The following is a 22,123-nucleotide window of genomic DNA, read 5'->3' as shown; positions in this document are numbered from 1 at the left end:
TTGGTGGGCTGTGCCGTTGACAGACGCCCAGTGGGTGCGGATAGAGCCGTTGTTGCCAGCCCGGACGCCCAAGCGGGGCGGGCGGTGGCGCGATCACCGGCAGGTGATCGACGCGATCGCGTGGAAGTTCCGCACAGGCTCGCAGTGGGTGCACTTGCCTGCCGAGTACGGCTCGTGGAAGGGCGTCTACACCCGGCTACGGAACTGGGCGATCGACGGCACCTGGGCCCGCGTCTTCACCGCCCTGCTCGCCCAGGCCGACGCCGAAGGCGACCTGGACTGGGTCGTCGCAGTAGATTCCACGATCGTGCGCGCCCACCAGAACGCGGCCGGAGCCCGGAGAACAGGGGCTCCGGCCCCGAACCTGACCACCACTCCATCGGGCGTTCCCGCGGCGGCCTGACAACCAAGATCCACCTCGCCGCCGACAGCCGCTGCCGTCCGATGTGCTTCTATCTCACCCCAGGCCAGGCCAACCGACGCACCCGCGTTCGAGCACATCATGACCGCCCTGCGAGTGCCCCGGCTGCTCGGCCGACCACGCACCCGACCCGATGTCGTCCTCGCCGACCGGGCCTACTCGTCGAGGGCGATTCGCGAGCACCTTCGCAGCCGCGGAATCCGGGCCGTAATTCCGCAGCCGACCGACCATGGTCCTGCGTCTGGTTCGGCTCCTGCGGGACGTTCCGGACACGGAAGCGGCCTCCGGGGTCCCCGTGTGGACCGTGGGGGACGTCGGCGCGCACCTCGCGGGCGTGCACTTCGCGTACTCAGCCGGTTTCCTCGACCGGAGTCTGGACTGGGACGCCCTCCTCCCGCCGGACAGCGGCTCGTTCAGCGAACGGATCGCGGCCGTGAACGCCCCCTCCATCGGCCTCTTCGACGGTGAAGAGCGCACCCGCATCGGCGAGTTCATCGGCGAGCGCAGCGAGAAGTTTCTGCGGGTCACCGAGGGACTCGCACCTGACACACCGGTCAACGCCCCCTGGCTCGGGAAGGATCCGTCCCTCACGCTGGCGGCGACCGGCCTGATGCTCAGCGAGAGCCTCGTCCACGGCCTGGACATCGCCCGAGGTGCCGGGCTCCCGTGGACGATCGGCCCCGACGAGGCGAGGCTCGTACTGGGGCAGTCGATGCCGACGATGATGCCGTTGGGCCTGGACGCGGACAGAGCGAGGGGCGTCAGCATCTCGCTCGACCTGGTCATCAAGGGCGGTCCGCGACTGGCGGTCGTCGTCGGGAACGGGGCGGCGACCGTGACCCGTGACGCCCCGTCGCGCCCGTACGACTGCCGGATCACGGCGGAACCGGTCGCGTTCCTGCTCGTCTCCTTCCGCCGCATGCCCGTGTGGAAGGCGATCGCGTCCGGCCGGATGCGGGCCGGCGGTCGTAGGCCGTGGCTCGCCATGCGGCTCGGCGAGCTCATCGACAGTCCTTGACCAGGACTCTCGACGCTGAACGGTGAGAGCGAGTTCGTAACCGGAGCGGATCAGGTCATGGATGCTGACATGTCCGAGAATCGTGGTCCTGGGCGGCGCGGCGATCGCCACCGTGCCCACGGAGAGCGCCGCCCTGGTACTGCGTCGCGCGCTCGCTACGGGGCCGGTCGACTCGCTCACCCGGCCGGAAGTGGTGGCCGTACTGCCGGTGTCGGATGCGCTGGGTCCGGCGAGCCTGGCGTACCCCGCGCCGGCACCGACTTCCGTCCCACGCATCCGCATCCGCATCCGCGCCCGCACCGCGTGGCGCTGTCGAGCCCCTGGCCTCCTCCCACCCCGCCTTTCAGGGGCTGTTGCGGGCAGCCGAGCCGGGGGGCTTGGCGGAGAGTGGCATGGAGGAGATCACCTCTCCCGCGTTCGTCGTACGCGAAGGAACGGACGTGGTGGCCGCGGCGGGATACCGCGCCCGGCCCGCCGATACCGCGCACGTCTGTGTGCTGACGCATCCACGGGCATCCGACGAGCCGGCGCGCTGCCATCCTCCACCGGGCTCCCGGCAAGGAGCCGCAAGGAATCTACCCGGAGGCACTCGGCAGCCAGCTGGTGGCACTCGCCACTTCGCGCGCTATGTCGACCACGGCACGTCCGTCGGTCTCCACTCGCACCGTGTCCGGGGGCATCTGCTCGTCCAGAATCCGGGCCTTGCGGGCGCTGCCCGCCACCTCGTGCTCCAGCTCCGACCCCAGTTCCCGGCCAGTCAGCCGCTCGCGAGCGGTCGCATCGGACGCGGTGAGCACCACCCGGATGATCCTGACGTTCGCACCCATGGCCCGCCGGAACATGCCCTCGTTCTCGGCGAGGACACTCACCGTGTGCGTGTAGATCAAACGGCGGTACCCGAGCTCGGCGTAGTTCGACCAGAGCGCCGTCAGGTTGCGCTCGCTGATCTTCCTGCGGCGTGGATCCCCCTCCGGAGCGGGATGCGCCTGCCCCATGAAGTCGCCCTCGATCACACAGTGAGCAACCGTCTCGGCACGCAGATGTGCTGAGACCTCCCATGCCACCGTCGTCTTTCCGACGCCGGCGCGCCCTCCGATGAGCAATACCTCAGCCTGTTCCATAACCGCAGCCTGCCACCGTGCAGTTGATGCGCGTGCACCGCGTGTGCACCGACCGGGAAGACAGCTCTGCGCCGCTCCAGGGGGCTCTGCGAGGATGGCGCGACATGCGACGTCTCGGGAACCACGTTCGCAGCCGGAGACTCGGTTTCCGCCGCGACCCCGTGTCGGCCCATCCGGCGGTCGGGTGGGTCGACACAGGCGGGCGCGCTCTGAGCCTGGTCAGGCGCCCGTCGTCGTGGGCAGCACGGGCGTGAAGTCGTCCCAGCGGGCGATCTCGCAGCCGTCGGTCCGCTTGAAGCTCGCGTCCACCGGGCGACCCGCCCAGGTGCCCGTGACGTGGGCCGTGGCCGGTCCTCCGTACTGCATGGTGCAGAGGGAGTCCGGTTGCGTCGGTGCGAAGGGGTCGGTGCCCCACGTGGTCACTTCGTCGAGCCGGTCACAGGCCGCCTGCGGTGTGGGATGCGTGCCGCCCGCTGGGTGGCAGGTGAGTTCGTACGTGCCGTCGGCGGCCCGGTCGCCGCTGTCGGTCACCGTCACGGTGAGGTGGTCCACCGGGGTCGGTGCCCCTGCGACGGCGGAGGCGGCCGAGGCGGTGGAACAGGTGGCAAGGGCGGCCAGGGCCAGGACGAGCGCTAGGCCTGTGAAACGCGGCATGGACGACTCCGGGTCATGAGGGTCGGCGCGGCCCGGACGACGGACGGGAGCAGCGCCGACCAGCGGTGGTGGTCGTGGGCGGGGTGCTGTGCGGAGGTGCTTCCTCCGCACAGCACCCCGCCCCCACCCCGGTCTACTCGAAGAGGTCACGCCGCATGGGCCTCCGCCGCCGGCCCTCGGGCCCGATCACCCCGATGGCCCACCGGTCCTTCAGTCGCACCGTCGCACCGCCGTACCGTCACACCGGCCGGCGGTGCCGCTAGCGCCGGGCATCGGGCCGCTCTGCCGCAGGCGCGCCGCACGGTGCTGTGCGGGATCTGTGATCATTCATGATGACCGGAGACTGGAGACAGACCAGTCCAGTCCGGTTTGGCCTAGTTCGGTTCAATTCAGTTCAGTTCAGTTCAGTTCGATCCATTCCAGTCAGAGATCAGAACAGAGCAGACCGGGGACGGTCCTTCTCGCACGGCCGCGGGAGGGCCTGCCTCGGGCAGATGCACGGGGGCGTTGATGCGGGGATACGGCGAGACAGTGCTGCTGGACGTGTTGGCCGGTGCGGCCGAGGCCGCGCCCGGCGAGGGCATCGTCCATGTCGACGGCGACGGCGCGGAGAGGACCGTCAGTCATCGCGCGCTGTTCGCCGACGCCCTGCGCGTTGCCGGAGGGTTCCTCGACGCCGGGCTCGCGCCGGGAAGCCACGTGGTGCTGCCCGCTGAGCGGAGCGAGGAGTTCCTGCCGCTCTTCTGGGGCGCCGTCGCCGCCGGGCTCGTACCGGTGCCGCTCGCCCCGGACGTACGGCGAGTGCTGCCCGTGTGGGAGATTCTCGACGAACCGCCGGTCGCCGTCGGGGCGTCCACCGCGCCGGTCCTCGACGCCCTGCCCGGCTCCGTACGTTCCCTGATGCTCGGCGAGCTCCGCGAGCACCCCGCCCCTCTGACGCTGCCGACGCGGGCGCCCGACGACGTGGCGTTTCTGCAGTTCTCCTCCGGCAGCACAGGGGCGCCCAAGGGGGTCGAGCTGACGCACGCGGCCGTTCTCGCCAATCTGGCGCAGATCCGAGCCGCAGCAGGTATCCACTCCGCTGATGTGCTCGCCACCTGGATGCCGTACTTCCACGACATGGGACTCATCGGCACCCACCTCGTGCCGATGTCGGCACGGATCAAGCAAGTGCGGCTCGAACCGCTGACGTTCGCCAAGCGGCCCCTTCGGTGGCTGGAGGCCGCCTCCCGGCACCGGGCGACGCTGCTCTCGGCCGCCAACTTCGCCCTGGCACTCGTCGAGCGGCGCGTGCCCGCGGACGCGCTCGCGCGTCTTGACCTGACGTGTGCACGGATGATCCTGGTCGGCGCCGAGCCGATCTCGCCGGCCGTGTGGCGGGCCTTCGTCGGGCGGATGCGCCCGACCGGACTCCCGGCGTGCGCGCCCAGTCCTGTGTACGGCCTCGCGGAGGCCACCCTTGCCGTCACCTTCCCGCCTCCCGGCGAGGTCGCACGGCCGCTCGCCCTGGACAGGGCCGCGCTCGGGCGCGGCCGCGCCGTGGACACCTCGCCCGGACCGGACGCGGTGGAACTGATGGACGTGGGCATCCCCGTGCACGGGTGCGCCGTACGGATCACCGACGACACGGGGCACCCCGTCGAGGAGCGGCGGGTCGGTCACATCGAGGTCAGCGGGCCCCAGGTGGCCCGCGGCTACCACGGCGCCCCGGAGGCGACGGCGGAGGCGTTTCGTGGTGACTGGCTGCGCACCGGTGACCTGGGGTTCCTGCGCGAGGGGCGCCTGTGCGTGACCGGCCGGTCCAAGGACGTCGTCTTCGTCGACGGGCGCACGCTCCACGCGTCGGACCTGGAGGAGGTCGTGGCGAACACACCGGGGCTCGGTCGCTGCCCGGTCGCGGTCGTGGGATCGACCGACCCTGCGGACGGTGGCGGCGAGCGGGTCGTCGTCTTCCTCGCGCCCGCGCCTCCCCTGTCCTCCGTGACCGCCGAGCTCCTGCACGCGGTCCGCGGCCGGGTTCGCGAGGCTCTGGGACACGACGACGTACGGGTGGTGGCACTGCCCGCACGCGGGTTCCCGCGTACGACGAGCGGCAAGGTTCGTCGCGGGGTGCTCCGCGAGCGCTTCGAGGGCGGGGAGTATCCGGAGATCGCGGGGCGGGCGGCCGTGGGGGTCGTGGGGAGGGGAACCCTGGCGGCCGTGAAGGATCCGGGCGAGGAGGTGCGGCGGCCGTCCGACTCCCTGCCTCGGCAGCGGGACGGGAAGCGGAGTGGAGAGCGGAGCGGGAGCTGGAGTGGGAACACCTCGGTGGGTGCGGGCGGGGGCGCCGTTCCGGTTCGCTCCGGGCCCGTCGTTCGTCCGGACACGCTCGTCGACGGCGCGGTCGACGAGGCCGGCTCTCGTGGTGCGGGTGGGGCGGATGCCTCCCGTGCCGCCGATGCTCCGTCCGGCGTCCTTGCCTCGACCGCCGCACCGCTGTCCCGGCCTGACGTCGAGGCCGTCGTGCGCAGTATCTGGGCGCGCGTGCTCGGACTGCCGGAGAGTGCCATAGGGCTGGACCACGACTTCCGGGCGCTCGGAGGCTCGTCGCTCAAGGCCATGGAGGTCCTGGCCGGGCTTGAGGACGCGTTCGGCGTGGTGCTGCGCCCGTCCGACGTACGTGATCACACCACCGTGGCCGCCCTCGCCGGGCTGATGCTCGCCGCGGCGCAGGCCGCTCCACACGACTCGGCGCAGGCCACTCCCCACGACTCGGCGCAGGCCGCTCCGGACGGGTCGGCCCAGGCCCTCACGCCGTTGGTCGCCGTCTCCGCGCTCGCTTGTCGCTTCCCCGGCGCCGATACCCCCGAGGCCTTCTGGGACCGGCTCCTCGACGGCTACGACGCCGTCACCCCCGTACCTGACGGGCGATGGGCCGATCCGGGCGACGGACACGCCCGGTGGGGTGCGTTCCTCGACGAACCCGACGGTTTCGACGCCGGGTTCTTCGGCATCGGGGAGGAGGAGGCGCGGGCGACCGATCCTCAGGCGCGGATTCTGCTGGAACTCGCCCACGAGGCCCTGGAGCGGGCCGGTTACGCCGGGCCGCGGCGGCGCGGGCGGCGGGTGGGGGTGTTCGTGGCCGCGGGTGACAGCGGCTATCGGCGCGTTCTCGAAGAAGGCCACGGCGAGGGCGGGTTGCCCGCCGCCGCCCTCACCGGGAACCTTCCCAACATGCTCGCCGCGCGCGTCGCACACTGCCTCGACCTGACCGGGCCCGCGCTCGCGGTCGACACCGCCTGCTCCTCGGCCCTCGTCGCGCTCCACCTGGCGCGCCGCAGTCTTCAGGCGGGCGAGTGCGACATCGCCGTCGTCGGCGGCGTCCATCTCCAGCTCACGCCGACCGGGTACACACTCCTGGAGAAGGCGGGGGCGCTCTCCCCGACCGGCCGTTGCCACGCGTTCGGCGCGGCGGCCGACGGGTTCGTCCCCGGGGAGGGCGGTGCGGCGCTCGTTCTGACCCGGCTCGACGAGGCCCAGGAGGCGGGGGATCCCGTGCTCGCGGTGCTTCGCGGCACCGCCGTGAACAACGACGGGCGTTCCCTCAGCCTGATGGCACCCAACCCCCTGACCCAGCGTGACGTCATCACGCAGGCCTACCGCGACGCGGGCATCTCCCCCGAGAGCGTGTCGTACGTGGAGGCCCACGGCACCGGCACGCCCCTCGGCGACCCCGTCGAGGTGCGCTCGCTCGCCCACGCCTTTCCGCCGCTTCCCGACGGACGGCTCCGGCTGCTCGGCTCGGTCAAGACGAACATCGGCCATCTCTTGAACGCCGCCGGGATGCCGAGCCTGGTGAAGGTGGTCCTCGCGCTCGGTGAGCGGCGCCTGCCGCCGTCACCGCTCCGGACCGCGACCTCGAACGTGGCCTCCGCCTCGACCGCGAACGCGACCCCGACCGCGACCGGGACCCCGACCTCGGCCTCGACCCCGACCGGGACCTCGCCCGCGACTTCGGCTGCGCCCTCCCCCTCCCCCGACCTGGCCGGTTCCGGGTTCGCCCTGGTGGATGCCGTACGAGACTGGGAAGCGCCCGGTCCGCTCGTCGCGGGGATCAATGCCTTCGGTTTCGGTGGCACCAACGCCCATGCCGTACTGGAGGAACCGCCTGCCCCGCGGCGGCCGGAGCGCGTGCCGTCGCACGGGCCCCGACTGCTCACGCTGTCGGCCCATGGGCAGGACGGGCTGCGTGCCGCTGCCGCCGGACTCGCCGCCCGTCTTCGTGACCGCCCCCGTCTCGACGAGGGGGATGTCTGCGCCGCTGTAGCCGCCGCCCGTGACGAGGGGCCCGATCGCCTCTCCCTCGTCTCCGACGGCGATCTCGCCGCGCGGCTGGAAGCCGTGCGCGACGGGGTGACGCCGGCCGGTCCCCCCGCACGGTCCCGGGCTCGCCTCGTCCTTCTCCTTCCCGGGCAGGGCGTACGGCCGCACGGACAGGCCCGCGCCTTGTACGCCGACGCGCCCGCCTTCCGCGAGACGCTGGACGAGGCGTCCGGCCACGTCGGGTTGATCGGGGGGCGCAGTCTCGCCGCCTGGTGCCTCGACGACGACGCGGCTTCGGACGACGCGCTCGCCCGTACCGACATCGCCCAGCCGCTCCTCGTCGCGTACGGAGTCGCGCTCGCCCGTCAGGTGCGGGCCTGGGGCATCACACCGGACGCCGTCGCCGGGCACAGCGTCGGCGAGATCGCCGCCGCGTGCGTCGCGGGGACGCTCCCCCTCGCCGACGCCGTACGGTTCGCCGCCGAACGAGGCCGCCTGATGGCCGAATTGTGCGCCCCCGGCGCCATGGCGGCGGTGCGCTGCAGCGAGGACGCGGTCGCCGACCTGGTGGGCCGCGCGCGGGGCGCTCTCAGCGTCGCCGCCGTCAACGGTCCCGACCAGGTCGTCCTCGCCGGAACCGAGTCCGCTGTCGAGCGTGCGATCACCACCCTGTCCGCTCGGGGCGTCGTCGCTCGCCGGCTGGGTGTGTCCCGGGCCTTCCACTCGTCCCTGATGGACCCGGCCCTCGACGCGCTCGCCGAAGCCGCGCGGACGCTCGTGCTCCGGCCGTCGGAGGGTGCGACGACACCGGTGACGTCGACACCGCTGATCAGTACGGTCACCGCCGCTTGGCAGCCCGTCCTGGACCCGGCCTACCTCCGTGGCCATGCCCGGCAACCGGTGCTCTTCGGCGCTGCGGTCGAGCGGCTGCTCGGCGACGGGTACGACACGTTCGTCGAGCTCGGCGCCGGCTCACTCGGTGGCTCCGTGCGTGCCGTCGCGGCCGCGCACGCGCGCGGAGGCGGGACGGTCGCCCTCGCCGCAGGGCACCGGGGCGGTGCGCGGGGGCTCCTTGAGACCGTCGGCCGGCTCTGGGAACGGGGTGTGCCGCTGGACCGCAGCAGGCTGGACGCGGGCCGGGCCCGGATCTCCGACGTCCCCCCGTATCCCTTCCAGCGGCGCCGCTACCGGCCGGCCTCCGCTCCCCGAACCCGGCCGCCCGTGCCGCCGGCCCAGCCGCTGTCACCGCCCCAGCCGCTGCCGCTGCTGCACCGGCTCGGGTGGGACGACGCCCCGCTGACCGTCGGACCCGGGCCTCGTTCCGTCCTTCTGGCGGGACCGGATTCGCCGCTCTCCCGTGCGTTCGCGGACCGGCTCGCGGGGCGGGGTGTCACGGTCGCACGGACCGCCGGAGACGCGCCGGCCGGCAGGGGGCCGGTGTCCGAGGGGACGCCGACCCCTGAGGTCGTCGTACTGCTCGCAGGTCCCGCCGTGGAGCCGGACTCCGCCGACGCACTCGACGCGGCCCACCGTGCCATGGCGACCGGGCTTCAGGACCTCCTGCCGGAGCTGGCGCTCCACCGTCCGCGCGTGCTCGTCGTGACCGAGGACGTCCACGTCACCGGTGCCGGACCCGAGCGTCCGCGCCCGGCGCAGGCGGTCCTGACCGGGCTGACCCTGGCGCTGCCTGAGGAGTTCCCCGGTGTGGTCGCCCACAGCGTCGACCTGTCGTCCCTCGACGAGATGGGCGCACGGCTCGACGCGCTCGACCACGAGCTCGCCGCTCGGCCCGCGGCGCCGGACGACGGCGCGGGCCTTCGCCCCGCGCACGCCGTCGCCTGGCGGGCGGGGCGACGCCTCGGCCGGACGACCGAGCCGGTCACGACGGGGCCTGGTACTGGACCTGGCGCCGGGAATGGACCTGGCGCCGGGATTGCGGCGTTGCTGCCTCACGGCACGTATCTGATCACCGGTGGGGCGGGCGGTGTCGGCGCCGCGTTGGCCCGTGATCTCGCGGGGCGGGGCCGACCGACCCTGCTGCTGACCGGTCGCTCCGCCGAGCCGCCCGCCGGGCTGCTCGCCGAACTCGGCGCGCTCGGCGCCACCGTGGGCTACCGCGCCGCCGATGTCGCCCGCGGGGCCGACGTCGACACGCTGCTTGCCGGGCTGCCGCGACTCGACGTGCTGATCCACGCGGCCGGGGTCGTACGTCCCGGCACTCTGCGGGCCAAGACACCCGACGAGATGGCCGAGGTCCTGGCCGCCAAGACGCGGGGCACCGAACTGCTCGCCCGTGGGGTCGTCGAGCACGGCCTGCGCCCCTCCCTGTGCGTGGCGTTCTCCTCGGTCGCCTCGGTCCTGCCGAGCCTGGCGGGTGCGATCGGCGACTACGCCGCCGCGAACGCCTACCTCGACGCCTTCGCCGCCGCCGAACGCGCGGCCGGTCGGCCGTGGCTGGCAGTCAACTTCGCCGCCTTCGCGGACACGGGACTCGCGGCCGGTACGGGACTCGTGGCCGGTCCAGGATTCGTCGCCCGTAAGGGACTCGTCTCCGGTACGAGCTCCCTCGGCCGGCGTGCCGGTGCCGCTGCCGGCTCCCGTGCTGCGGTCGGCGCCGCGCGCGGCCCCGTGCCGCTGGCGACCGGCGAGGCGCTGGAGGCCCTTCGTACGGCCTGCGGCATCGACGCCGCCCAGCTCATCGTCGCCGACCTCGGCCGGAGGGCCCCCGCGCCTCGTACCTCGGCCGACGTCGGCGTACCCCCGCTGCCCGCCGCCGTTCGGACGGCTCCCCCACGCACGGCACCGGCGGTGACCACCCGATCCGGCGGTGTGTCGGACGTCCTGCGACGGCTGCTGTCCGACGCGCTCCATGTCTCGCCCGACGCCCTCGGTGACGACGAACCGCTCCTCGGCCTCGGGCTCGACTCGCTCATGGCCGTCGATCTCGTCAAGCGGCTGGAACAGGAGCTGGACCGCTCCCTGCCCATCACGCTGTTCTTCGAGCACCGGACGCTGGGCGAGCTCGCCCGCGAACTGGATCGTGAACCGGCCCTCGAACCGGGTCGTGAAGCCGCCCGCGTCCCCGCCCGCGACCCGGGCGAGTCCGAGGAGGGCCTCTCCCCCACCCTCGTGGGGTCTGCGGCTCCGCCGTCGGACGACGCCGGTGTCCCCTTCTCCCTGACCCCGGTCCAGCTCGCCTTCCACACCCAGGGCGGGCTGTACCCGGACGTCCCCGCCTACGGGTACGTGACCCAGGACGTCCGCGGCCCTCTCGACCCCGACCTCCTCGGCAAGGCGCTCGGCCTGCTCGCCGACCGTCACGCGATGCTGCGCATCCGGTTCCTTCGCCAGGAGTCCGCTCCCACCCAGGCCGTCGCACCGGCCGCGTCGCACGACGACCCGGGGATTCCCGACTGGTACGAGGTCCGTGCACTGCCCGGAGCCCGTACGCCGGAGGAGGAGTTCAGGGCGCTCGAAGAGGCCCTGTGCAACCGCCCGTTCGACCTCACCGTCGAGGCTCCGATCCGTGCCGTGCTCGCCCGGGCCGACGGCGCGAACGGTGCCGGCGGCGCTGGAAGCGCCGGCGTTGGAGCAGCCGAGCAGTTCACCCGTCTCGTGCTCGTCGTCCATCACGCCGCCGCCGACGGCTTCAGCCTGAACATCCTCGGCGAGGAACTCTGGACCCTCTACACCGCCCTGTCGCGGGGATACACACCAGAACTCCCGCCACTCGGCACCGACTTCGCCGCCTACGCCACCCACGAGCAGTCAGAGCGTTCGGACTCCGCCCTCGCCGAGGACCGGACGTACTGGCGTGAGGTACTGAGCGGGCAGGGCGAACCGCTCGCGCTCCCGTACGACGGTGATCCGCTGGGTCTCCCCGAACCCCCGCTCCTCGCCCGCCAGGTGGCTCCCGGCCCCGACCTGACCGCCGCGCTCCGGGAGACGGCCGCCGCCCACGGCGTGTCCCTCTTCCACCTGCTCCTCGCCGCCTACGCGCGCTGCCTCTCTCGGTGGAGCGGCGGGCGGGAGGACGTGTCCGTGAACGTCGCCAGGGCCCGTCGTGAGACGCGACTGCCCGGAATCGACCGGCTGGTGGGACCGCTGGCCGACACCCTCCCGATTCCCGTCCGCGTCGGATCGGACGACTCGGTGCATGCGCTCGCGGTACGCCTCCGCGACGCGTGGCCCGAGAGTGAACGGCGCAGCCGTCTCACGAGCCTGGACCTCGCCCGGCTCCTTCCGGCGGACGGCGCAGGACCCCGCACCGCCGCGCCCGCGTCCTTCAGCTTCGCCCGGTTCCCTGTCGCCCTGGACCCCCACTGCCCGGTGGAGGTTCGTCCGACCTCGGCCGGAACGGCCTCCGCCGCCACCCGGCTCAGCCTGCTGTGCTGGGAGTCCGACGGGGAGCTGGCCTTCTCGTGGAACTTCCCGTCACGGCTCTTCGACCGGTCCACGATCGCACGTCTCGCCGCCGAGCACATGGCCGAACTCACCGAGGCGGCCGGGCTGGACAGGCCACCAGCCGGAGTCGACAGGACGGACGCGCTCGACTCGGCAGACGAACCGGCGGATGCCACGGCCGAGTTCGACGAGACCGCTCCCGACAGCGCGCCCCTGGCCGGTGACATCGTCGCCCGGCTGCGCGCCCAGTTCGGGGCGACACCGGACGCGGTCGCCGTCGACACGGACGGCGCCACCCTCACCTACGCCGAGCTGGACCGGGCGTCGGGCGCCCTCGCCGCCCGGCTGCGCGCCTGCGGCGTGGTCCCGGGTGACCTGGTGGGCCTTCTCACCGAACCGGGCGCCGACGCCGTCATCGGTGTGGTCGGCATCCTGCGGGCCGGTGCGGGCTGGGTCCCCATGGACGCCGCCCATCCCCCCGTACGCCTGGCTGACCAGCTGAATCGGTCCGGTGCCGGGGCACTCGTCTGCCACGACGCGACCAAGGACTCGGCCACCGCGCTCGCCTCGACGGCGAACATCACGCTGGTCGCGACCGACGCCCTCTCCCCCGGGCCCCACGCCTCCTCCCCCGGACCGCACGCCTCCGCTCCCGGAGATCACACCTCCGCCCCTGGACCGCGCTCCCCCTCCCCGGAGGAGTCCCCCGCCGCTCATCCCGACTCCCTCGCCTACGTCATCTTCACGTCCGGCTCCACCGGGCGCCCCAAGGCAGTGCCCATCACCCGGCGTTCGATGACCAACTACCTCGACTGGGCGCTCGCCACCTTCGGTTACGGCGAAGGCGACCGGCTCGCCCAGACGGCGTCGCTGTGCTTCGACGCCTCCGTGCGCCAGCTCCTCGCGCCCCTCCTCGTCGGGGCGACGGTCGTCACCCTGCCTCGGCAGCTCCTCCGGGACCCCGAGGCACTGCTCGAACGGGTCGAGCAGGCCCGGATATCGGTGTGGAGTTCGGTCCCCAGCCTGTGGTCCCGGCTGCTCGAAGCAGCAGAGACGCGTGTACGGCAGGGCGGGCCCGCGCCGGACCTGTCGGCCCTGCGCTGGATCCACGTGGGCGGCGAGGCTCTCCCGCCCGCTCATGTACGCCGCTGGTACGACCTGTTCGGGCCCGGACACCGGATCGCCAACCTCTACGGGCCCACCGAATCCACCATCAACGCCACCTTCCACATCATCGAGACCCGGCCCGCCGACGACGTGCGGACGCTCCCCATCGGGATCCCCCTCACCGGCACGGAGGTCGACGTCGTCACGGCCGACGGCGGGCGGCGCTGCGCACCGGGTGAGCCCGGCGAACTGCTCATCACGGGCGTGGGACTCACGCCCGGCTATCTCCACGCCCCGGAGCTGACCGCCGCCGCGTTCACCGAACGTGACGGGCGCCGTTGGTATCGCAGCGGCGACCGGGTCCGACGCGGCAGGGACGGTGTCCTGGAGTTCCTCGGACGCCTCGACGACCAGGTGAAGATCCGTGGCCACCGGGTGGAACTCGGCGAGATCGAGTCGGCGCTCCTCACGCATCCGGCGGTCGCCCGCGTGGCAGTGGTCCACCGTGAGGAACGGCTCAGCGCCTTCGTGCAGTGCCTGCCGGGCGTGACGGCCCCGGATGCCACGGCAGTGCGCGCCCACCTGGCGGGGACGCTCCCGGAGTACATGCTCCCGACCCGGATCCACCTCGTCGGGGAACTCCCCCTGACGGGGACCGGCAAGATCGACCGCGCCGGTCTGAGGCCCCCGGCGACCGAACCGCGGCAGCCCGTGCGGGGAGCAGGGGGATCGCGCCCCTCGACCTCGACCGAGGTCCTGTTGTCCCGCGTCTGGTCCGAGTTCCTCGACGCGGACGCGGAGGCGATCCGTCGCGAGGACGACTTCTTCGCCCTCGGTGGAGACTCCCTGCTCATCCTCCAGGTGTTCGCCCGGCTGCGGGAGACGATTCCGGCCCTGCCCCGTCCCACCGTGGTGTACACCCACCGGACACTGGCCACGCTCGCGGCGGCCATCGACCGCGGACCGGTGGACGAACCCGCGGCGGCCGATCAGGGGAGGACCTGCGTCGTCGAGCGCCCGCAGGACGGAACGTCCTCCCCTTCCCCCCAGCCCTCGCCCTTCCCCCTCTCCCCCTCCCAGCGCGGGTTCCTGCTCGCGGAGGCCATGGCGCCCGGCTCGCCCACGGCGTGGCTCGCCTGTCTGCGGGTCGACGGGCCCCTACGGCCCGACGCGTTCCAGCAGGCCGTCGACGCCTGCGTCGTACGCCATCCGATGCTGCGGACCGTGTTCCCCGCCGGAGTGCGACCGCCCGTCCAGCAGGAACTTCCGCCCACCCTGCGGCTCCCGGTCGACTTCGAGACCCTCGCCGCGCCGGACCTCCTCGCGTCGCGGATCGCCGAGGAGCGCGAACGGCGCTTCGAGTCCTGGGCATGGCCGCTGCTGCGGCTGCGCGTGCTCACCCTCGGGCCGGACGAACACGCGCTGGTCGTCCATGCCCACCACCTGATCGGCGACGGCTACAGTGTGGCGCTGCTCGGCCGGGAGTTGCTCGCCGTCTACGACCGTGTCGTACGGGGTGAGAGCACCGAACTCCCGCCGCTGCGGGGCACGTTCCGCGACCACGTCGATCTGCAGGAACGGCGGTCCGCGTCCGGCGGCACCGAGACCCGCCGGGCGGCCGCCCGACGCGACGAGCCGTACCGGCGCCCGGTCCTCGGAGGCCGTGCCGGCGAACGGACGTCCGCCGAGGGCCCCGAGGCACCTCCGTACCGCTCGACCGGATTCACCCTGGCCGCCGACGAGGTGGCGGCGCTGCGCCGGATCGCCACCGCCGCGGGGACGACGCTCTTCGCCCCGGTCCTCACCGCGTACTACCGGACGCTGGCGGCCACGACCGGGCAGGAGGATCTGGTCCTCGGTCTCGCCGTGTCCGGTCGCGACGACGCGCATCCGGACGCCCACCTGGTCTTCGGTCCCTACGCCGCGGCCGTGCCGCTCCGGCCCGGACTCCGGTCCGGACTCCGGCCCGCTGCCGGAAGGGAGGTCCGCCGCACGTTCGCCGACGACCTTCGGTCGGTCGTGGAGGAGGTCGAGGCGGCCCGTTCCCAGGGGGTCCAGCCCCCTCGGGGTGACGGCGGGCTTCCGCCTGCGGCCCAGTTCTTCTTCACGTTCCTGGACTTCTCCGCCCTCGGACCGCTGAGCGGCGACACGCTGAGCGTGCGGTGGGACGACTCCGACGCCGAACTCGCGCCTCCGCCGGTGGGCACGGACACGTTCCTGACGGTACGGCCGGTAGGGGAGGGACAGCTACGGGTGACGCTGCGCGCGGCCACCACGGCGTTCCCCGAGGAGGCGGCGTTCGCCGCGTTCACCGGGGCCTTGCGGAACGGGTTGACCGAGAACGCGGTCGGGACGGCGGGAAGGCGGCCACGCCACTCGGTCGAGGCTTCGGCCCCCGGCGTCCTGGACTCCGCGCTCGTCGGGTACCTCCCGCCGCCGGGGCAGCTTGCCGCGCTGGCAGCGGTCGGCGGACCCGGCGGGCACAGCGAGCACGGTGGAGTCAGCGGGCCCGGCCGCGCGGGCAGTCTCGGCGCGTCGGCCGCCGCCGACGCGGCGGCGTCGCGTGAGCAGCTCCGGGAGTTGCTCTTCCCGGGCGGGCACCCACGGCTCGTGGAGGAGATCGACACGCCTCTGGGACGGTCGGGATTCGTGTGCCTGCCGCTGTTCGCGGACGAGCTCGCGTCGACGCCCGACCTCGCCGCTCGGACGGCCCGGGCCGTCGAGCTGGCGGCGTCTTCGGGCGCCCGCTCCGTCTCGCTCGCGGGGATGATCCCGTCCCTGACCGCATACGGCTTCGGCGTCCTGCGGGAGACGGAGGGTCCGACGGCGTTGACGACCGGGCATGCGGCGACCGCGGTGTCCGTGGTCAAGACGGTCCATGCCGCGCTGGTCCGGACGGGCCGCGAACGCGTCGGTCGACGTCGCCTCGATGAGCCGGGTGATACCGGTCAGCTCGGTGACCCCGGTCAGCTCGGTCAGCTCGGTCAGCTCAGTGATCCCGGCGAGCCCGGTCAGCCCGGTGAGCTAAGTGACCTCACTGATCTCTCCGTCGCCGTGGTGGGTCTGGGCTCCATCGGCAGTTCGTCGCTCGAACTGCTTCTGACCCTGGCGCCCGAGCCGCCCGCCCGGCTGCTCCTGTGCGATGTCCCGGGCAGCACGTCACGGCTGCGCACGCTGGCGGACGGCCTCATCGGCCGCGGTCTGGCCCGGAACGTGGAGATCCACGAGTCCGGCCGGTCCGACCTTCCGGCCGCGGTCTACGAGGCCGATCTCCTCGTCACGGCCGTGAGCGGCGGCGGCGCGCCGCTCGACGTGGCGCGCCTCCGGCCGGGCACGATCGTCGTCGACGACTCCTTCCCCCACTGCTTCGACACGACGAAGGCGCTGGCCCGGATGCGGGAGCGGCGCGACGTCCTGATCGTCGGCGGGGGTCTGCTCTCGGTCGGCGCGGGAGGAGCAAGTCGATCCGCCGGCGTCGGTGGAACCGTGGAACGTCGTACGGCTCCGGGGCTGCCGCCCGCCGCGGCAGCGGGATACGCCGCGCGCTCGTGGCTCCCCGACACGATCGCCTCCTGCCGGCTGGAGTCGCTGCTGCACGCCGCCGACCCGGAACTCCCGCTGGTACACGGTCTGGTGGACGCGAGGCTCGCGCTGGCGTACTGGCGGGGGATGGAAACGGCGGGAGTCACAGCGGGCCCCCTGCATCTCCTGGGTCACGCCGTCGCCGTCAAGGACGACGATCTGGACGGCTTCCCGCCGGTGTCACCTGCCACGCATGCGGGCCCGAGCTCAGAGGTGGCTCAAGTCCTTTGATCGGCGCAGGCCTTGCCGGGCAGGATCGATCGCACCATCTGACCAGTGGTTCCGGGGCAGAAGATCGTGAAGATCAAAGAGACGGTTCTGTCCGCGTGCGCTGTTGCCGCGGTGCCGGCGTCACGGGAAGCGGGCGATCGCGGTCTTCGAGGCCTGAGAGGCGGCGACCCGCTCCGGCTGACCACGTGCCGCACCCCGCCCCGTGTCGGCAGGGGGCGGGGTGCGGCGGGCGGCGTGGATCGTAGGGCTACTTGGCCGGCTTGCCGGTCGCCGTGACGGCGAACCAGGTGCCGCCGACGCCGTGGCCGTTGGTGTCGCCGGGGGTCTTGTCTCCGGTGAACCAGTAGAGGGGCCAGCAGTCGATCGTGAGCTGCTTCGTGCCGTCCGAGCGGGTGTAGGTGATGAGCTTCTTCGGGTCGATGCCGTCGACGTCGTCGAGGTCGACCAGCTTGGCGGGGCGCCACTTCTCGAGGCAGGCGCCCTCGCAGTTGGACTTCATGGGCCAGGCGGTGTCCTTGGTGAAGCGGTAGAGGGTGCGGCCCTTGGCGTCGCGGATGATCTTGCCGAGCTTCGCGTCGTCGGTGAGGGAGAGGGCCGGGAGCGGCTCGGCCGCCTCCCGCACGCCCGCCTTCTTGCCGTCCGGGGTGACGGCGAACCAGGTGCCGCCCACTCCCTGGCCGTTCGTCTGGCCCGGCGCGGTGTCCTTGGCGAAGCGGTACACCGGCCAGCCGGCGATGGTCAGCTGCTCGGTTCCGTCGGCCCGCTTGACCGAGCCGGTCTCGGCGGCGCCGACGCCGCCGAGCTTGGTGGCGGAGGCGGGGACCGGGGGCCAGGCCTTGGCGCAGTCGCCGGCGCAGGCGGACGAGGAGGGGTCGGCGGTGTCCTTGTCGAAGCGGTAGAGGGTGAAGCCCGCCGCGTCGGCCACGAGCGGGCCCAGCTTGGCGTCGTCGCGGACCGCCAGCGGGCCGGACGCGGTCCCGGCGGCGGCTTCGGTGCCGGTGGCCGCGCCGTTGCCGTACGCGTCGGCGCTGCTGTCGCCGTCGGCGGCGGGGGCGGCCGTCTGCGCCGGGGCCTGCTGCGGGGAGCCGTTCGTGGTGCCCTGCGTTCCACAGGCCGTCGCCCCGAGCACGAGTGCGGTCCCGGCTGCGGCGATGGTGAGCTTGCGCAGGTTCATCATGAGAACTCCTCTTATCCGGTACTTCGTTGGTCTCTGTCTGCACCGGAGACACGCGGGCCGTACGGGGCCGGTTCAACGGATCCGGAGATTCTTTTCGGGGCCTCTCGCACGAGAGCGCCGGCCGGGGGTGTCCCCGACCGGCGTTCTCGTACCGATGGACCGGTTCCGCCTTCGCCCGCTACACCGGGACGGTCACGAAGGTCTTTCCCGCCTCGTTCTCGACCACGACGGCCTGCACGTCCGCCGGATCGACGGCCGCCGAGCCGTCGAGCGAGGCTCCCTTGCCCTCGCCGGCTCCCGGGGCCCTGCCCACGACCCAGCTCCCTGCCGTGGTCCTGCCGCCGTCGCGGCCGACCACGACGAGCTTGCAGCGCTCCCCCGGGGGCAGTCCGGTCACCGCCGCGTGGACGCGGACCCAGGCCGCCGCCGGGGTCACCCGTACGGTCATCCGGGCGCCGCTGGTCGCGTCGGTGGCCGAGGCCACTCGGGTGCCCGGCGGCGGGGTGGCGGGGGTCGTCGTGGACGTCGGCGGCGGGGTCGGGGGCAGGGCGACCGGATCGCCGGCGCCCGAGGTCGCCGTACCGGCCCAGAAGACGCCGGCGAGTGCTGCCGCCGCCGCGAGGCCGATCAGTCCGCCGCGGCGGTTCCGCGCGCGCGTGCTCTCGCCGCGCATCTGCCGCAGGGTGCGCTGCAGGAGCAGGTCGCCGCCCTGGGGCGGGCCGTCGAGGAAGGATTCCGGCGGCACTTCGCCGAGCGCCGCTTCCATCTCACGCAACGCGGACAGCTCCTCCCGGCATGCCGCGCAGTCGTTCACGTGTGCTTCCAAGCGCCGCGTGTCGGCCGTGTCGAGTACGCCGAGCACGTACGGGCCGAGGAGTTCCTCCTCTTCATGCTGCTGCCGGTTCATGCGACCACCTCCCTGAGTCCGGCGGGCTGCTGCGGCGCGCTCGGCCGGTTTCCTTCTCTGAACGTCTCGCGCAGCGCCTTCAGCGCGTAGTGCGAGCGGGACTTCACTGTGCCGGCCGGGATGCCCAGGGTGTCGGCCGCCTCCGCGACGCTGCGTTCGCGGTAGTACAGCTCGGTGAGCACGTCGCGGTGCTCGGGCGACAGCCGGTCGAGGGCGCCCAGGACGGTCATCGTGTCGACGACCGAGTCGGCGTGGTCCTCCTCGACGGGGGGTGTCGCGGGGGATTCGGCCACCTCGGCGGGGCGCGCGGCCTTGGCCCGGTAGCGGTCGGTGATGATGTTCCGGGCGACCGTGAGGAGCCAGCCGCGGACCGAACCCTTGCCGTTGACGAGGGCCTCGGAGTGGCGCCAGGCGCGGATGAGGGTCTCCTGTACGACATCCTCCGCGGTGGCCCGGTCGCCGGTCAGTCGGGTGGCGTACGCGAGGAGGGCGTTGCCGTGTTCCTCGTACACCGCCCTGATCAGTGCTTCGTCGGTCGATCCCCGTCTGTTGCGGGGCCATCGTGGTCCGGCCATCCCATCCACTCCGTCTGCGGTGCCAGCATCGTCGGCGCCGTCCGCGCCGTGCCCCACACGTGGCCCGGGGGCACCTGGTTCATGTGACGTGGGTCACCCTGATGCTCCTTCAGCAGTGCCGGCCCGTGTTGACGCAGGTGACGAGCTTCGCCATCCGGTCGTCCGTCATCACGTTGACGAACATCGCGTGGTCGGTCTTCGGGCTGTGGCGCTGCTCGGGGAAGGAGTCCAGGGCGAGCGGCGCGCCGGCCGGGGGCGCGTCGTAGGCCAGGGTGATGCGCAGTTCGGGGACGGCGAAGGTGTTCTGGGGACAGACGCCGTTGGCGGCGGGGAAGAGCAGGTGGGTGCGTTCGGGGTCGGCGGTGTCGAGGCCGTTCCAGCAACTGGGGAAGACCAGGGTGCGGGTGAGGCGGTCACCTGCCGGGCAGCGCGGGTAGCGGGTGGTGGCGCGGTCGGGCAGGCTCGCGCAGCCCCAGCGCGCCTTGACGCCCCCGTCGCCGCGTGCGGTGAGGGCGACGGCGTCGCCGGTGAAGGCGCGCAGGAAGCGCGGCATGGGGACGACCTGCCCTGCCGGGTTGCCGTGGAACGCCAGGCGTACGTCGGCGGGCGTGAGGATGCGTCCCGTGTTGCCGTGGGCCGCCGCCTTCTCGTACGGCCGTGTCGCGGGGAGGTCGGGGCGGCGGAGGACGGGCCAGTAGTAGGTGGAACGGTCGCCGCCGCGGCAGGTGGTGGGGGCGGCGGCGAGGCTCTCGTCGGTGGAGAACGCGTCGGTGGAGAGGTTGCCGACGTAGGCGTGGGTGTGGTGGGCGCCGTGGCGGAGTCCGGGTGAGATCACCGGGTTGTCCTGGTTGTAGTGGCCGTCCTCGTTGCGGCCGCAGTCGACGGTGAAAGAGCCCGTCGAGGCGTCGGGGCCGGGTCGCGTCGCCCGTTCCCGGGTCGGCGGTACGTCACGGATGTCGACGAAGTCGCCCGGCGCGGGCGCTCCGTGCCCGGCGCCGGTCATCGCGCCGGACGCCGCGTCGTGCGGCCCTTCCCCTTCGGACGCCGCCAGGACGGCGGCGGTGAGGGCACCCCCCAGGACCAGGCAGACCAGCAGGACGAGCAGTCGGTGTTCTCTCCCCATGCCGGTCACCGTCGCCGCTGCACACGGTCGACGTCAACCGGGGCCCGTAGGCCGGCGGGGCCCCGCGGGCAGGAGGGTCGAACGTGACCATTCGGCGGAGGAGTCGGCCAGGGCATGTGTGTGACATGGAGGCGGTGCGGAGAGCTGTTTAAGAAACCTTGTTGAATAAGCCTTTACCCCTGGTTCGCTCTTGATTTGCTCCTGCCAATCCGAACAGGGTTCTCTCGAACGTTTGACGCCCCACACGTCAACACGAGGAGAGATCCACTTTCATGGCAACTCACAAGCGATCCCACGGACTTCGCAACGCAGCCATAGCCACGGGTACCGCGGCCGCGGCCGCCGCAGCGCTGTTCGCGGGCAATCTCGCCGGGGCCTCCACCCCCGCCGAGGGCACCGTCCACGGACTCGGCGCCCCGGGTGCCGTCGACGGCAGCTTCATCGTCATCCTCGACGCGTCCGCGAACAAGGGAGACCTCGCCAAGAAGTACGGCGGCAAGCTCGTCCGCTCCTACGGCTCGGAGGTCAACGGCTTCTCGGCGTCCGGTCTGTCCGTCGACGAGGCCAAGCGCCTCGCCGCCGACCCCGCGGTCGGGACCGTCGTCCAGAACAAGCGGTTCAGCATCAAGGAGACCCAGGAACAGCCCCCGTCCTGGGGCCTGGACCGGATCGACCAGGCGGACACGGCCGGCGACCAGAAGTACACGTACCCCGACAACGGCGGGCAGGGCGTGACCGCGTACGTCATCGACACCGGCGTCCGCATCTCGCACCAGGACTTCGGCGGCCGGGCGGCCCACGGCTTCGACGCCGTGGACAACGACGACAGCGCCGACGACGGCAACGGCCACGGCACCCACGTGGCGGGCACCATCGCCGGCACCGCCCACGGAGTCGCCAAGAAGGCCAAGGTCGTGGCCGTCCGCGTCCTCGACGACAACGGCTCCGGCACCACCGAGCAGGTCGTGGCCGGCATCGACTGGGTGACCAAGAACCACTCCGGGCCCTCCGTCGCGAACATGAGCCTCGGCGGCGGCGCCGACGAGGCCCTGGACGCGGCGGTCCAGCGGGCCATCGCCTCCGGTGTGACCTTCGCGGTGGCGGCCGGCAACGAGTCCTCCGACGCCGGTCAGGGCTCGCCCTCCCGGGTGCCGGAGGCGCTCACCGTGGCGTCCAGCACCAAGGACGACGAGCAGTCGGAGTTCTCGAACTTCGGCTCCGTGGTGGACCTGTACGCGCCCGGCTCGGAGATCACCTCCGCCTGGAACGACAGCGACACGGGCGTCAAGACGATCTCCGGAACGTCGATGGCCAGCCCGCACGTGGCGGGTGCCGCGGCCCTCTACCTGGCGGCCAACCCGTCGGCGACGCCGGCCGACACGGCCGCCGCGCTGACCGGCGGGGCCACCGCGGACGCCATCAAGAACGCGTCCTCCGGCACCGCGAACAAGCTCCTCAAGGTGACTCCGTAACACCACACCCACCTCTCGTCGGGGCCGGG

9 protein-coding genes and 1 pseudogene are annotated in these 22,123 nt (G+C 72.9%); 4 read left to right on the top strand and 6 right to left on the bottom strand.

Features of this window, described 5'->3' with window-relative positions; translation table 11 throughout:
- Positions 1-10: 10 nt before the first annotated feature.
- Positions 11-679 (top strand): annotated as a pseudogene (locus tag ACIP84_RS14390) (IS5 family transposase); the annotation flags it as partial.
- Positions 651-1,439 carry a maleylpyruvate isomerase N-terminal domain-containing protein gene (locus ACIP84_RS14385; protein ID WP_401798059.1) on the top strand — a complete coding sequence of 263 codons (789 nt, stop codon included), beginning with the start codon at positions 651-653 and terminating at the stop codon, positions 1,437-1,439. The pseudogene ACIP84_RS14390 and the gene ACIP84_RS14385, both read left to right, overlap by 29 nt.
- A gap of 575 nt (positions 1,440-2,014) precedes the next feature.
- Here the strand turns inward: ACIP84_RS14385 and ACIP84_RS14380 are convergent.
- Together ACIP84_RS14380 and ACIP84_RS14375 are read right to left on the bottom strand one after the other, a co-directional pair.
- On the bottom strand, positions 2,015-2,560 hold the full coding sequence (locus ACIP84_RS14380) for an AAA family ATPase (RefSeq protein ID WP_401798058.1): 546 nt from the start codon (positions 2,558-2,560) through the stop codon (positions 2,015-2,017).
- Between the two features lie 219 nt (positions 2,561-2,779).
- Positions 2,780-3,214: an SSI family serine proteinase inhibitor gene (locus ACIP84_RS14375; RefSeq protein WP_355964512.1), complete on the bottom strand. Its 435-nt coding sequence runs from the start codon at positions 3,212-3,214 to the stop codon at positions 2,780-2,782.
- Between the two features lie 510 nt (positions 3,215-3,724).
- On the opposite strand from ACIP84_RS14375, the gene ACIP84_RS14370 reads away from it, so the two are divergent.
- Positions 3,725-16,840, top strand: a complete 13,116-nt coding sequence (locus ACIP84_RS14370) for an amino acid adenylation domain-containing protein (protein WP_401798057.1) — start codon at positions 3,725-3,727, stop codon at positions 16,838-16,840.
- Between the two features lie 247 nt (positions 16,841-17,087).
- Here ACIP84_RS14370 and ACIP84_RS14365 read toward each other — a convergent pair whose 3' ends face one another.
- The 4 genes from ACIP84_RS14365 to ACIP84_RS14350 form a co-directional block, all read right to left on the bottom strand.
- A complete protein-coding gene (locus ACIP84_RS14365) occupies positions 17,088-18,017 on the bottom strand; it encodes an SCO0930 family lipoprotein (RefSeq protein WP_401798056.1) in 930 nt (309 codons plus the stop codon).
- 178 nt (positions 18,018-18,195) lie between these two features.
- Positions 18,196-18,924 (bottom strand): zf-HC2 domain-containing protein, encoded by a 729-nt coding sequence (locus ACIP84_RS14360; protein WP_401798055.1) that lies wholly within the window; start codon positions 18,922-18,924, stop codon positions 18,196-18,198.
- Positions 18,921-19,499 (bottom strand): sigma-70 family RNA polymerase sigma factor, encoded by a 579-nt coding sequence (locus ACIP84_RS14355; RefSeq protein ID WP_401798054.1) that lies wholly within the window; start codon positions 19,497-19,499, stop codon positions 18,921-18,923. Before ACIP84_RS14355 ends, ACIP84_RS14360 begins: the two co-directional genes overlap by 4 nt.
- A gap of 109 nt (positions 19,500-19,608) precedes the next feature.
- Complete coding sequence (locus ACIP84_RS14350; RefSeq protein WP_401798053.1) at positions 19,609-20,622, bottom strand: DUF1996 domain-containing protein; 1,014 nt, start codon at positions 20,620-20,622, stop codon at positions 19,609-19,611.
- A 272-nt stretch (positions 20,623-20,894) separates the two neighbouring features.
- Between ACIP84_RS14350 and ACIP84_RS14345 the strand changes: the two genes are divergently transcribed.
- On the top strand, positions 20,895-22,094 hold the full coding sequence (locus ACIP84_RS14345; protein WP_401798052.1) for a S8 family serine peptidase: 1,200 nt from the start codon (positions 20,895-20,897) through the stop codon (positions 22,092-22,094).
- Positions 22,095-22,123: the final 29 nt, after the last annotated feature.

It is taken from the genome of Streptomyces sp. NPDC088707 (genome assembly GCF_044752725.1).
In the GTDB taxonomy this organism is placed as follows: Bacteria; Actinomycetota; Actinomycetes; order Streptomycetales; family Streptomycetaceae; genus Streptomyces.
Note: the sequence above shows the minus strand (reverse complement) of the source record. Positions and strands in the feature narration are given on the sequence as shown.